The sequence below is a fragment of the Halomonas huangheensis genome (assembly GCF_001431725.1).
Classification (GTDB): Bacteria; Pseudomonadota; Gammaproteobacteria; order Pseudomonadales; family Halomonadaceae; genus Halomonas; species Halomonas huangheensis.
Genome location: NZ_CP013106.1, coordinates 2,971,567 through 2,984,344, shown reverse-complemented (window position 1 = coordinate 2,984,344; position 12,778 = coordinate 2,971,567). Strand labels below are relative to the sequence as shown.

General features: G+C 56.9%; 11 protein-coding genes and 1 tRNA gene. 3 read left to right on the top strand and 9 right to left on the bottom strand.

Going from position 1 to position 12,778, the window contains the following annotated elements:
- Positions 1–219: 219 nt before the first annotated feature.
- Positions 220–831 (bottom strand): OmpW/AlkL family protein, encoded by a 612-nt coding sequence (locus AR456_RS13010; RefSeq protein WP_021818948.1) that lies wholly within the window; start codon positions 829–831, stop codon positions 220–222.
- A gap of 367 nt (positions 832–1,198) precedes the next feature.
- Between AR456_RS13010 and AR456_RS13005 the strand changes: the two genes are divergently transcribed.
- Positions 1,199–1,516, top strand: a complete 318-nt coding sequence (locus AR456_RS13005; RefSeq protein WP_155829261.1) for a hypothetical protein — start codon at positions 1,199–1,201, stop codon at positions 1,514–1,516.
- Positions 1,517–1,700: 184 nt separating this feature from the next.
- Here AR456_RS13005 and putP read toward each other — a convergent pair whose 3' ends face one another.
- From putP to AR456_RS12980, 5 genes are all read right to left on the bottom strand, one after another.
- Positions 1,701–3,194, bottom strand: coding sequence for a sodium/proline symporter PutP (putP, locus tag AR456_RS13000; RefSeq protein WP_021818950.1), 1,494 nt, complete (start codon positions 3,192–3,194; stop codon positions 1,701–1,703).
- A 479-nt stretch (positions 3,195–3,673) separates the two neighbouring features.
- Positions 3,674–6,865, bottom strand: coding sequence for a bifunctional proline dehydrogenase/L-glutamate gamma-semialdehyde dehydrogenase PutA (gene putA, locus AR456_RS12995; protein ID WP_021818951.1), 3,192 nt, complete (start codon positions 6,863–6,865; stop codon positions 3,674–3,676).
- 176 nt (positions 6,866–7,041) lie between these two features.
- On the bottom strand, positions 7,042–7,839 hold the full coding sequence (locus AR456_RS12990; protein ID WP_021818952.1) for an AraC family transcriptional regulator: 798 nt from the start codon (positions 7,837–7,839) through the stop codon (positions 7,042–7,044).
- A 124-nt stretch (positions 7,840–7,963) separates the two neighbouring features.
- On the bottom strand, positions 7,964–8,338 hold the full coding sequence (locus AR456_RS12985; protein ID WP_021818953.1) for a hypothetical protein: 375 nt from the start codon (positions 8,336–8,338) through the stop codon (positions 7,964–7,966).
- 199 nt (positions 8,339–8,537) lie between these two features.
- The gene (locus AR456_RS12980; RefSeq protein WP_021818954.1) at positions 8,538–8,951 is read right to left on the bottom strand and encodes a DUF1090 domain-containing protein; all 414 of its coding nucleotides are present in this window, start codon (positions 8,949–8,951) and stop codon (positions 8,538–8,540) included.
- 210 nt (positions 8,952–9,161) lie between these two features.
- Between AR456_RS12980 and AR456_RS12975 the strand changes: the two genes are divergently transcribed.
- Together AR456_RS12975 and aqpZ are read left to right on the top strand one after the other, a co-directional pair.
- Positions 9,162–9,237: transfer RNA gene (locus tag AR456_RS12975), tRNA-Gly, on the top strand.
- A 606-nt stretch (positions 9,238–9,843) separates the two neighbouring features.
- Complete coding sequence (aqpZ, locus tag AR456_RS12970) at positions 9,844–10,542, top strand: aquaporin Z (protein ID WP_021818955.1); 699 nt, start codon at positions 9,844–9,846, stop codon at positions 10,540–10,542.
- Between the two features lie 196 nt (positions 10,543–10,738).
- On the opposite strand, the gene AR456_RS12965 is transcribed toward aqpZ, so the two are convergent.
- Genes AR456_RS12965 through AR456_RS12955 form a run of 3 tightly spaced genes read right to left on the bottom strand, consistent with a single transcriptional unit; the run spans position 10,739 to position 12,325 of the window.
- The gene (locus AR456_RS12965; RefSeq protein WP_021818956.1) at positions 10,739–11,083 is read right to left on the bottom strand and encodes an AzlD domain-containing protein; all 345 of its coding nucleotides are present in this window, start codon (positions 11,081–11,083) and stop codon (positions 10,739–10,741) included.
- Positions 11,076–11,795, bottom strand: coding sequence for an AzlC family ABC transporter permease (locus AR456_RS12960; protein WP_021818957.1), 720 nt, complete (start codon positions 11,793–11,795; stop codon positions 11,076–11,078). Before AR456_RS12960 ends, AR456_RS12965 begins: the two co-directional genes overlap by 8 nt.
- Positions 11,792–12,325: a helix-turn-helix domain-containing protein gene (locus AR456_RS12955; protein ID WP_021818958.1), complete on the bottom strand. Its 534-nt coding sequence runs from the start codon at positions 12,323–12,325 to the stop codon at positions 11,792–11,794. The genes AR456_RS12960 and AR456_RS12955 overlap by 4 nt, the downstream gene beginning before the upstream one ends.
- Positions 12,326–12,778: the final 453 nt, after the last annotated feature.

Here is a 12,778-nt window from a genome sequence, read left to right as displayed (position 1 = left end):
CATTCTCCTTCTGCACACACTAATGGGCCGGATTCGCTCAATCATGTCGAGCCCGGATTGCTGACAAGTGTATGAAAGGTAAAGGATGTCCATATTGATCCAGCTCAATACCTGTTTGTGCGTTGGTGGTTTCTTCAGGCATGAAAAAACCGCGTCCGAATGAATCGGACGCGGTTTGCGCTTGCTGTGCTACACCGCCGGCTGGCGGCGAGCAATGGCTTAGAAGCGGTAGGTAACGCCAGCACCGACAGTGACCGGGTCGATGTCGAGCCTGGTCTTGTAGGTGCCATCGATGTCGACATCGGTATCGACATCAGCGTAACGAGCCCAGGTACCAACCAGCAGGTTGTCAGTCACGCTCAGATCAACGCCCACCTGGCCGGCGAAGCCCCAGGACTCGTCCAGATCCGCGTTGAAGGACTCGTTGTCGAAGTGGGTGTAGTTGACACCGATTCCGGCATACGGATGCACGCGAGCGTCGCTGATGCCACCCAGCGGGTAGTAGTTGAGCATCAGGTTGATCGGAGTGCTGTCGAAGCTGCCGCCCAGGCCGGTGTTACCCGCAGTCAGGTCCTGATCCATGGTCTGGCTGCCGTTCAGCTCCACGCCCAGCTTGTTGTGGAACAGGTAGCCCATGCCGTAGGCGAAACCAGTGTCTTCTGACACGTTGATGTCGTCACCGTACAGAGCGCCGTTGCCGGACTCGGGGTCGCTTTTCTCGAAGCCACCACGGACGTAGAAGTCGCCGGCCTGATAGGCCAGGGCAGATTGAGCGCCAAAGGCAGTGACGGCCAGCAGTGCAGCAGTACCTACAAGACGTGAAGTTTTCATATCGACTGTCTCCTCATCAGTCTGATGAATCACTCCCTATGCTGGAAGTGATCCTTGAACGATAAGGAGTATAAAAACACTGTTTCCAAATGTCTTGTAGAAAATTCCTATTGAGCGGTAGGCATTTTCTTGGCTATTTCTATGGAACTTTTGTCGAATAGATGGTTCTGTGGATGAATTCAGTGTTACATCCTGTACAGGCTTCGTGCGTTTTGTGTCTCGGGGAGCTGCGTATGTGCAAAGCCGGAGCGATGAACTCGCGGCATCACTGCAAATCGTCTTCACTGTAGGGAAAGGCAGGGCGGTTGCTGTAGGCAGGATCTCTGTGCGAGATACTCGCCACGGCGACATGTCGGGGAGGCTGGGGATGAGAAGAAGTCGACAGGATATGCCCTTGTTCGGGCTGAGCACCCTGCCGGTGGGGCTGGCGGCAATCATGCTGGCGACCTGTGCTGTTCTGGCAGTATGGCTGTTGATTGAGCCTCGCCTGATCAGTGGCCTCGCGTGGCCATGGAGGCTACCGATGATCCTGCTGGGGATCTGGGCACTGGGTGGCGGTCTGGCGCAGCCACTGCTCTATGGAGATGTACCAGCATGGTTGCGGTTGGTGGGTGGGTTGCCCTGGTATCCAGCGGCTCTGGGGGTGTTCATCTTTCTGCTGCTGATCCGGGTACTGTTTATCTAACGCTGCTGATCCAGTCCTGCTGTTCATTCAATCCGTCGGTTTATTCAGGGCTGGCACCGGCCTTTCTGCCACGGGGCTTGTTTGTCGCCTGCTGCGGCAAGTACCGGAGGCCAGTGTCTGGCCGGTCATTAAACGCAAGACGCCTGCCACTGGGGCAGGCGTCTTGTGTGCCAGAGAACGACGGTTACGAGATCGGGCGGAACTCGGTGTCGGTGGCAGTGGCCTTGCTCACCAGTACGATGGCGATCCAGGACAGGAGGAAGCCCGGCACGATTTCATAAATGCCGACACCTTCCATGCCGAGGAATGCCTGATTCCAGCCGAGCGCGATCCAGATAATAACGGTCGCAGCGCCGACCACCAGACCTGCGAGAGCGCCCGTACCTGACATCCTGTTCCATGTCAGCGACAGAATGATCAGAGGACCGAAAGCAGCACCGAACCCTGCCCAGGCATTCGACACCAGGCCCAGTACCTGACTGTTGGGATCGCCAGCGATGAGGGCGGCGATGATACCGACAGCGAGTACGCAGATGCGTCCGACCAAGACCAGTGTCTTGTCATCGGCCTTCTTGTTGAGGAACAGGCGATAGAAGTCCTCGGTCAGAGAAGAGGACGCTACCAGTAGTTGGCTCGAGATCGTCGACATCACGGCGGCCAGCAGTGCGGCATACAGGAAGCCGGTTACCAGTGGATGGAACAACAGGTTGGACAGCACGATGAACAGCGTTTCTGCGTCGTCCAATACCAGGCCATTGCGCTCGATGTAAGCGCGCCCGAAGACACCAAGAGCAACAGCACCCGCCAGTGAAATTGCCATCCAGCCCATGCCGATATTACGCGCAGTGGGGACTTCCTTGACCGTACGAATCGCCATGAAGCGCACAATGATGTGTGGCTGACCAAAGTAGCCTAGACCCCATGCCACGGTCGAAATAAAGCCCACTACCGTGAGTCCCTGGAAGAGAGACAGGAAACTGGGGTCAAGTGAAGCCAATGTCTCCGATGCCTGGGAGAAGCCGCCGCCGCCTTCTCCGAACAAAACCACGGCTGGCATGATCACCAGTGCCAGCATCATGATGCAGCCTTGTACGAAGTCAGTAAGTGATACCGCGAGAAAGCCGCCCATGACGGTATAGGCAAGTACGATAGCCAATGTCAGCCATACCCCTACGGAGTAATCGCTGAAACTCGCAATGTTGATCATTTCACCAAAGGCGCTTTGGAAAAGTTTGCCGCCAGCAACCAGTCCAGAAGCCGTATAGACGGCGAAAAACAGTACGATGATGATGGCTGAGACCGTACGCAGTGCCATGGCGCGGGTCGGAAAACGGTTGGCCAGGAATTGCGGCACAGTCAGCGAATTGTCATAGCGCTCCGTCTGCTCTCGTAGACGTGGCGCAACGACAATCCAGTTGACAAAGGCCCCGATGAAAAGGCCAATTCCGATCCAGGCATTCACCAGACCCGTTAGGTAGAGCGCTCCGGGAAGGCCGAGAAGCAGCCAGCCCGACATATCCGATGCTCCAGCGGAGAGAGCCGCGACAGCGGGCGGAAGCTGGCGTCCGCCGAGCATATACTCTTCGGAGTTCGAGGTGGCACGCTTGGCTGAGTAGATGCCAATTCCGATCATCAGTGCGAAATAGGCGAGCAGGCTAATCCAGACTCCAATTGCCATGTAGATACCCCTTGCTTGTTGATTGAGTTGTTGTCAGGTTTTGCATGGTTTCTTGCAAATGTCATATGACGTATAGCCACATTTGGTGCAATTCTCCAAGCCTTGTAAACCCTACTATAGTTTTGGAATTTGCCCGGTAATGATGGCTTGATCCCTGCGTACCGACTAGTGGGTTGTCCTCTTCTTGTCGCTGATGCCATTGACACCAGTTTTCTTCTGCTTTTACCCACTGGAAGAAGCAGAAGCATGCCTTTAAAGGCCCTTGTTATGGCCATTCTCAAATAAGATGATGGCCATTTCTTCGTGTGATAAAGACCTTTGTGTCTGGTTCTCTCGGCTGTTGCTTTCTATCAGTTACGGCTCTTTATCAGTTACGGTTCTCGGTCATATATTGCTGAGTATATTCTGAATAACGATAGATCACTCCGGGAGATGACCGCTGCCGACCCACTTTGGGGCCGGCAGGAGGGTTCATCTGGTCAGTCGTCATCCATCGCCAGCAGAGAAGCATTGCCGCCCAATGCTGCCGTGTTGTTGGTGACGGTCTTTTCGGTGGCGAAGCGAAGCAGATAATGAGGGCCACCGGCTTTTGGCCCAGTACCGGACATACCCTGGCCACCGAAGGGCTGTACGCCAACGACAGCACCAATGATATTGCGGTTGATATAGACGTTGCCCACGCGCATCTTGCGCGCGATCTCATCAGCGAAGGACTCGTTGCGACTGTGAACGCCGAAGGTGAGGCCATAGCCGCGGGCATTGATGGAGGCGATGACCTTGTCGAGGTCCTGGCTCTTCCAGCGCACTACATGCAGTACAGGACCGAACTGTTCACGCTCGAGGGCATCAATGCTGTCGATCAGGAAGGCGCTCGGAGCAATGAAGGTGCCGTGTTGGGTATGTTCGGCAGTAAGCGGCGTTTCGCCGATCAGGCGGCTCTCTCCCTTGAGGCGATCAATGTGTGCTTGCAGGTTCTTGCGTGCATCCTCATCGATCACCGGGCCGACATCGGTGCCTAGATCACGAGGATCGCCGACATGCAGCTCGGCCATGGCGCCGTCGAGAATTTCCAGAACACGGTCGGCTACGTCATCCTGCAGGTACAGGACGCGTAGTGCGGAACAGCGCTGACCAGCACTCTGAAAGGCAGAGTGAACCACATCGGCCACCACCTGTTCCGGCAGGGCTGTGGAGTCGACGATCATCGCATTCATGCCGCCGGTCTCGGCGACCAACGTAGGCAGCGCGGCATTCTCACGGGCTGCCAGAGCACGGTTGATGATCTGGGCTGTATCCGTACCACCGGTGAAGACCACGCCGGTGATGCGTGAGTCACTGGTCAGCACGCTACCCACGGTCGGGCCATCGCCAGGCAGCAGCTGCACGACATCGCGTGGCATACCTGCCTCGCGTAGTAGCTCTATGACGCGATGAGCGATAATCGATGTCTGTTCAGCAGGTTTGGCGAGAACAGTGTTACCGGATACGGCGGTAGCCACCACCTGGCCGCAGAAGATGGCGACCGGGAAGTTCCACGGGCTGATGGCGGCAAATACGCCTTTACCGCCCATGAACAGTTTGTTGGACTCGCCTGTCGGCCCCGGCAGTTCGGTCGGAGCAGTGAACAGTTCCTCGGCGCGTGCGGCGTAGTAGCGGCAGAAGTCGACGGCTTCGCGGATTTCATCGACGCCATCCGTCAGCAGCTTGCCGCCTTCGCGCGAGCACAGAGCCATCAGCTCGGCGAGGTTGTCTTCCATCAGATCGGCGAAGCGGCGCAGGATGGCAGCGCGTTCGCTCACAGGAGTGGATTCCCAGCCTGGGTAGGCTTGCCAGGCCGCATCGACGGCCTTCTGCGCCTGGTCGGCACTTGTCCACAGCACCGTGCCGACCTTCTGGCGGCGGTCGTAGGGGCTGGTCACGTCATGTACCAGCGCCGGATCGGTGGCGACATCGAAGCCCAGCAGAGGACGCGCTTCGTACTGCTTGTCCATGTGTTTCGCCATGGCATCCATCAGCGGTTGATACTGGCTACGGATATTGAGATTGACGCCGCGTGAGTTCTGGCGCGCCTCGCCATAGATATCGCTGGGCAGCGGAATCTGGGTATTGGCGATGCTGGAGTATTGACGCAGCGTCTCGATCGGATGCACGCAGAGTGATTCCACCGGTACCTTGGGGTCGACCAACTGGTGAACGAAGGACGAGTTGGCACCGTTTTCCAGCAGGCGGCGTACCAGGTAGGGAAGCAGGTCCTTGTGCGCACCCACCGGGGCATAGATACGGCAGTAGGTGCCTTGCGGAGCGCGCTTGAGTGCGGCGTCGTAGAGAGCTTCGCCCATGCCGTGCAAACGCTGGAACTCGAAGGCACGGTCAGCGCTGTTGGCGTGCTCGAGAATCGCTGAGATGGTGTGGGCGTTGTGCGTGGCAAACTGCGGGAAAATACGGCCCCTGGTGTTGTCGGACAGCAGGAAACGGGCGCAGACCAGGTAGGAAACGTCAGTCGAGGCCTTGCGGGTGAACACCGGGTAGCCATCGACGCCGAGCTGCTGAGATTCCTTGATTTCGGTATCCCAATAGGCGCCCTTGACCAGGCGTATGGGAATCTCGTCGCCCTGCAGGTCCGCGAGACGGTTCAGATATTGCAGCACCGGTAGTGCGCGTTTGGAATAAGCCTGTACTACCAGTCCGAAATGGCCCCAACCACGAGTGATGTCATTCTCGTAGACGGCACGGAAGACCTCCAGAGACAGCTCAAGGCGGTCAACTTCCTCGGCGTCGATGGTGATGGCGACGCTATTGTCACGAGCCAGCTTGACCAACTCGAGAACGCTGCCTACCAGTTCTTCGAGAACCTGTTCGCGACGACCGAACTCATAGCGTGGATGTAGAGCGGAAAGCTTGATCGACACCGATGGGGCTGGCGTCTTGCTGCTCAGGCTGCGGCTGGTCTTGCCGACCTGCAGGATGGCTCGCGCGTAATCATCGAAGTAGCCCTTGGCATCCTTGCGGGTGCGAGCGGCTTCGCCGAGCATGTCATAGGAATAGGTATAGCCCTTGTCGAACAACGGCTGAGAGCGCTTCAAGGCTTCATTGATATCCCGACCGAGTACGAACTGCTTGCCCATGACTTTCATCGACTCGACCATGGCGCGTCGAATGACCGGCTCACCCATGCGGTTGACGAGCTTGTTGATGAAGCTTGATGGCTTGCCGTCACGTGGTTTATCGAGGGTTACCACTCGACCGGTCATCAGTAGACCCCAGGTCGAGGCGTTGACCATCCACGACTCACTCTTGCCGAGATGGGCTTGCCAGTCAGCGGGGCCAAGGCGGTCCTCGATCAGGGCGTCAGCGGTTTCCTTGTCGGGAATACGCAGCATGGCCTCGGCCAGACACATCAGCATCAGGCCTTCATGGGTGTCGAGACTGTACTGCTGAAGCAGCTCATCAATGGTGTCGACCGCGGTGTCCATCTCACGTACTTCGCGAACCAGTGACGCCGTGCTTTCGGCCACGTGCTTGATATGCTCGTCCTTGCCATCGAGCAGTTTGATCAGCTCCTCGACAAAAGGACTTTCCTCAATCGCATAGTGATCACTGATATCGGCGAACAGGCTATCGAGGTCGCGCTGCCAGGTGGCAGCATCGAGCATATTGTTGGCGTTGAGCATGTCAGTCCCCATGTGTTGAGCCGCCCGGTCGGCGGAATGGATCCCGTCGCGGAAATTCAGACCGCGGAATCTGGGCATGCTGCAAGACTAGGCGTGTCGAAGTGATGATGCTTGTCAAAATCAACGGAGGATTTGCAAAATCCGCCGCCGTTTTAACTCAACGTAGCTGTATTTAATCAGGGCTGCGTAGTGACAGCGGTGCTGCCGAGGCGGCGCAGTTGACTGGGAGGGTGGCCGTAGGCACGGCGCCAGGCACGTGATAGCGCGCTCTGGTGAGTGAAACCAGTGAGGGCAGCGACTTCCGACAAGGGGAGGTGGCTGCATTGCAGTAATTGTCGCGACGCTTCCAGACGCCGGCGCATCACGTATTGCCAGGGAGATAGACCGGTCTGGAGACGGAACCGTTCGGTAAACCGTGTTTCGCTCAGGCAAGCGATGGCTGCCAGGTCGGCGACCTTGAGCTGGCTGGAAAGGTGATCATCGATGTAGCGGTCCAGAGCGTGTAGATCAATACGCCGATGACTGTTGGACGGAATCTCGCCTGAGGTCAGTCGGGAGTGCAGGGCGCCGAGCAAGGTCGTGGCGAGACGCTCCTCATCAATATCGCGGCGCGCATCCTGTGCGTCCAACTGACTCAGTTCCGTGGTCAGAAATTCCAGGTACAACCGCAGGTGACCGTCAAGGGTGAAGAAACGCGGAGCGTCGAACAGGCGTGCCAGCTCGTGATGGTGTCCGGTGAGGGTAAGAGCGTCTGTGGGTAGATCGAGAATCAATTGGCGATTGTTGCCGGTACCGGTGTAGTAGTGCATATGGTTGGCAGGCACGATACAGCCGCCGAAACTCTCGATGCTGCCGCCGAGGCCTTCGATGTCGAAATCGGCGCTGCCCCGCAGGGCGATCACGATCTGATGGAAGTCGTGGGCATGGTGCTGGGTGGCGGTGTCGAGGGGAATCTGGCGGATAACGCTGCTCATCCTCAGCCTCCTGAAGGGCGTGCAGGAATCCGCATTCTATCGCATTTCGCTGGGGTTCTCATTGCTGCTTTCAACACCTCATCTTCATGCGACATATCTTTCTGCACATATGCGCGCTCCGCCTTCACCCCTGGTGTTGTTGGTGCAATCGCGTATGGGCCAGCAGGTGGGCGTGGAGGGCACGTAGCTCCTTGGCTCCTTCGCTATCAAGGATAGACTTGCCCCGCGCGACTCGTGCGAAACGCCCATGTTCGTCCATTAAACGGTTTGCGCGACGGCGAACACCATCAAGGTAATCGTTATGACGAATCGGATAGTGGGAAATCGCATTCCATTCGTCTTCGGACAGGTTGTCATCCAGTACGCGTTCGAAAAGCGACAGCAGATGCTCCGGCTCAGTGCGATAGCGTGGCGTCCCGGACAGCATCAGTATCGCCAACACGCTGCCGAAGATCAGCAGGCAGACGGCAAGGACAAGGAGGAACAGGGGGAGATTCATGGCAAGCGTAGGTGTTATCCGAAGAGCTGTTGGAGTGCCCCCAGCGTCTCATAAATGGCACTCGTTGTCGCCAGCTACCACGGCATACGCCTGGTGGCGATAGGAGCGATCCTCCGCAGATGAAGTGCTCTGGCAAGCATCGGCAGAGGATCACCCTATCGGGGGAGAGCGGCAGTCAGTAGCAACTCAATTCGTTGGTTTACTGGGCCTCGTTGCTGGACTGCAGGGCCTTGAGCTCGGCAGAGTGCTGCTCCAGCTCGCTGGTGGCAGCCTCCAGCTCTTCTCGTTCCTGCTGGATATCTTCCATATCTCCGTCGGCGATGGCCTCGTCCAGATCTGCCTGCTGTTCCTGAACGTCTTCGAGGCTATCCCGCACCGCATCCTCTGCATCGGTAATCATGTCTTCGTCATTACAGTATTGCTGGATGTTCTGTAATGCCGTCTTCAGGCCTGTGACTCGATCGTCGTTGCCTTCAGCTTGAGCATGTTCCAGCTGCTGCTGTACTTCGTCAGCCTTCGCCTGGCAATTGGCCGAGAGCTCCTCTGCGTTGGCAGTGGCGGCGAAACTCAGGGTCACGCCGGATATCAGCAATGCCATGGTGGTTTTCTTCATCAGGTTCGCTCCTTCGAAACGAGTTTTTCAGGCGTTGTCGCCTTGTGACCATCCTGCTGGATGAAACGTTCCCATTGACGTTTCTGACCGAGGGTACCGGAGTGCGTGTTGTATAGCAGGCCCACAGGTTGGAGCGAGGGTCTTTCACGAGCATGCTTGCGACAGATAATTCGCTGTGATTACTATCTGTGATTACCATGCGCAATTCATGCGGGCGTAGCTCAGTTGGTAGAGCGTCAGCTTCCCAAGCTGGATGTCGAGGGTTCGAACCCCTTCGCCCGCTCCACAGACTTCTGCGCATACTTCAGGATCTTGTCAGTCACCGCTTCAATTCCACCTCCTGAACTTCCCATTCGGTTTCGATCGAACCTCGCTGCTCGCAGAGCGATGAGCTATTTCGTTGTGGCTGGAGCCCCTATGCAAGAAGGTAATGGAATGAAACGCACTATCATCAAGCGACGCCTTGCGGTTGGTTAGCGCTCTCGAAACATCGGGAATTTTCGGGCCTTGGTTTTCTCATCTAGCCAGGCGTATTTTTCTCTCACTATTTGTCTGTGGGGAAAATTCCACCTCTTGTTGGCGCAGTTTCCTACGCTTTGAATGGCTGGTAAAGGCCAGGGCTCTGCTCTAGATTGATCGCGCATTTTTCTGCGCCTTGTCACAGGGCAATGAGTTGTTCGATACGCCCCTCTGGTTCGGACGTATACCAATATTTCAGGCCCCTTGCCTGCATCATTGCAATGACCTGGTATGAGAAATGCTTTCCAGTCCAGCACCTGCTGTGGGTTGATACGACGGAATGATTCCGTCGTTGGATCGATCGGTGAGGTTTGGGGTTCATGCCCGTGACCGGCCCCGGTGATCTCTGGGTATCGAAAGGAGATATCGGGTAATGAAACGCTATTGTGCGGAGTTGGTGGGAACCTTCTGGTTGGTGCTGGGAGGTTGTGGCAGTGCGGTGTTGGCGGCGGGCTTCCCGGATGTCGGTATCGGTCTACTGGGGGTGTCACTGGCTTTTGGTCTCAGCGTGATGACCATGGCCTATGCCATTGGCCATATCTCGGGCTGTCACCTCAATCCAGCTGTATCCATCGGTCTGTGGGAGGCGGGGCGTTTTCCCCTGAGCCAGTTGCCGTACTACATTGGCGCGCAACTTGTCGGTGGGTTGTTGGCTGGCGGTATCCTGCTGATGATTGCCACAGGGAAGCCGGGATTCGATCTGCTGGCCGGTTTTGCTGCCAATGGCTATGGAGCTCACTCACCAGGTGGATATAACCTCATGGCCGCGTTGTTGGCGGAAGTCGTCATGACCGCGATGTTCCTCGTGGTAATCCTCGGGGCGACGGACTCAAGGGCTCCGGCGGCGATGGCGCCTATTGCCATTGGCTTGTGTCTGACGCTGATTCATCTGGTCAGCATTCCAGTAACCAATACCTCGGTCAATCCAGCGCGTAGTACTGCTGTAGCATTGTATGTCGGCGACTGGGCACTGTCCCAGCTGTGGTTGTTCTGGGTGGCGCCGATTCTAGGGGCAATAATCGGTGCGTTGATCTATCGAGTGATGGGTTCCGAGAAGCCGGTGATTGAGTAGAGCGTCAATGCCGTGGCCGAGCTTGGCAAGCTGAATACCCATAGTGTCACTTGATGTAATGTTATCCTTGCTCATGATCTGCAGTATGGTGGTGGATTGCAGAAACGTAATCCGGTGGGTCAGCAGAGGCATCAAGACGATAAAGGTCGCCCACGGGCGACCTTTATTCATATCAGTGGCAGGTTGAGGTGCCGGCTCAGGAAAACAGACCGGCGAGCAGAATGACTGCTCCATACATCAAGACACCGGAAACGACGGGCCAACCCAATGAGCGCAGTCTACGCCAGGCCAGTAGCGTGGTGGTGGCGCCGAAAAAGGTTGCCAACCAGGTAACCGGAGTCGACGTTGTCGGGATCAGTGACACGCCAAGCATGGCAGCAATCATCATCGGTGCCAGCACCCCAAGCCAGGCAGGGAGTGCTTCAACAGAATCATCCTGACGCAGTGCCATCCGCCGTTGCATCCATAGCAGGGGCAGTAGTCGAATCAGCAGCGTGCCGATCGCAGTGAGTGCCATAGCGGGCCAGAATGCTTCAGACATGATGAGAACCCCGAGCTTTGATGAGATAGAAGCAGAGGGCGCCACAGATTGCCGCCAATGGGATACCCACGTTGCTCAGGCCAGAGAGTGCCAGCAACATCGCGACCAGCATCGCGGTAGCCAACGAAAGCGACCAGCGCAGGTCGGTGATGCGTGGTGCCAGTAGTACGAGGAACAGTGCTGGCAGGGCGAAGGGCGTTATCTGTCCCACCAGTGGCCAGCGGCTCATCAACCAGTCGCCGGTGATCGCACCTACTGCTGTTCCCACGACCCAGCTTCCCCATGCCAGTAGCGCGGCGCCGCTGTACCAACCCAGCCGTTGGCCGACCTCGAGTTGGGGTAAACGGTTATGAGCGAGGGCAAATATCTGATCTGTCAGTCCGTGCATCAGCCATGGCCACCAGCGGCTGCGGGTTAGCCAGGGAGCAAGGTTGGGGGCATATACCAGGTGACGCAGATTGATCAGTAGACTCATGGACACCACCAGCCACATCGGTGCACCGGTGGCGAGAAGCCCGACAAACATGAACTGTGAGGCACCTGCATAGACCAGCAGCGAGACAAGGATCGCCTGTAGCGGACTGAGGCCGGATTGAATGGCGATCAGGCCAAAGGATATGGCGACCGGAATATACCCGCCCAGCAACGGCGCGGCATCGCGCAGCCCCAGTAGCCATCCGCCATTGTGTGTGGAGGTCGTTGAAGTATTCATGTGTGCGGTGCTTCCCCGCGTAGATAGACAATGGTCATCATCAGCGTTGCCCAGCTCTCTTCGGTGCGATAGCTGTGCATCTGGTCCGCGTCGAAGGAGATGGTCTCTCCAGCGCTGACGGTCTGTATAGCGTTGATCGGACCTACCGCTAGCTGGCCGCTGATGACGGTGATGTTTTCGCGTGCGCCGGGGGTGTGGGCCTCGGCCTGGCGTTCAGTCCATGGCGCACAGCGCATCCAGTACACATCCACGGGAGGTTTGTCTCGGCCCTGGTCGAGCAACTGTACCTGTACGCCGTCCTCATCGAGTGGTGCGGAGATCGGGGCGACCAGGGTGCCGAATGGCACTTCCAGGTGAACGGCCAGACGCCATAACGTGTCCAGAGTGGGATTGCCATTGCCCTGCTCCAGACGCGATAGGTTGGATTTGGCGATGCCAGCCATGCTGGCCAGTTGTGATAATGACCAGCCGCGCGTAGTGCGAAGTTGTTGCAGGTGCTGGCCGAGAGTGCTGAGTGAGATCTTGTCCATGCGACACTATCATCCGTTCCTTTTATGGAACGTTCTATAAAAGGAACGGATATAAGTCAAGCCTCATTTTACTGGCGTTTGCTGCAAGCACTGCTTGCCGGGTCGGGCTCATGGGTCAATGCTTCTTTTGTAGAGAGTGTTTTTCCTGGCCTCAGCGAGCAACTGATCGGTGCAGGCAGCCAGTAGCCTTACAGTTGCCAGTAATGCTGAGCCAGCGGCTGTAGATACAGGAGGAAGCACGCCACAAAAAATTTTGTCCCTCTCGGAGAACTTTTCCGTGCACGGTTGTCATATAGGTACAGACAGCACACGCGATGGCAGTCGCAAGCAGTGTTGTTCTGGTTTGCTAAAATCGATCATTACGCTCCTCGGATTTTCCCAGGAGCGTTTTTTTTGGTCGGGACTCTGACAGAAACAAGCGATGGACCAGCGGCCATGGGAACACGCCACCGC

Bases quoted from the DNA above. Each gene is read 5' to 3' on its own strand.
- putP (WP_021818950.1), bottom strand. From the start codon at position 3,194: ATGGCAATTGGAGTCTGGATTAGCCTGCTCGCCTATTTCGCACTGATG.
- putA (WP_021818951.1), bottom strand. From the start codon at position 6,865: ATGCTCAACGCCAACAATATGCTCGATGCTGCCACCTGGCAGCGCGAC.
- AR456_RS12985 (WP_021818953.1), bottom strand. From the start codon at position 8,338: ATGAATCTCCCCCTGTTCCTCCTTGTCCTTGCCGTCTGCCTGCTGATC.
- AR456_RS12960 (WP_021818957.1), bottom strand. From the start codon at position 11,795: ATGAATACTTCAACGACCTCCACACACAATGGCGGATGGCTACTGGGG.
- aqpZ (WP_021818955.1), top strand. From the start codon at position 9,844: ATGAAACGCTATTGTGCGGAGTTGGTGGGAACCTTCTGGTTGGTGCTG.
- AR456_RS12990 (WP_021818952.1), bottom strand. From the start codon at position 7,839: ATGAGCAGCGTTATCCGCCAGATTCCCCTCGACACCGCCACCCAGCAC.
- AR456_RS12955 (WP_021818958.1), bottom strand. From the start codon at position 12,325: ATGGACAAGATCTCACTCAGCACTCTCGGCCAGCACCTGCAACAACTT.
- AR456_RS13005 (WP_155829261.1), top strand. From the start codon at position 1,199: ATGAGAAGAAGTCGACAGGATATGCCCTTGTTCGGGCTGAGCACCCTG.
- AR456_RS12965 (WP_021818956.1), bottom strand. From the start codon at position 11,083: ATGTCTGAAGCATTCTGGCCCGCTATGGCACTCACTGCGATCGGCACG.
- AR456_RS12980 (WP_021818954.1), bottom strand. From the start codon at position 8,951: ATGAAGAAAACCACCATGGCATTGCTGATATCCGGCGTGACCCTGAGT.
- AR456_RS13010 (WP_021818948.1), bottom strand. From the start codon at position 831: ATGAAAACTTCACGTCTTGTAGGTACTGCTGCACTGCTGGCCGTCACT.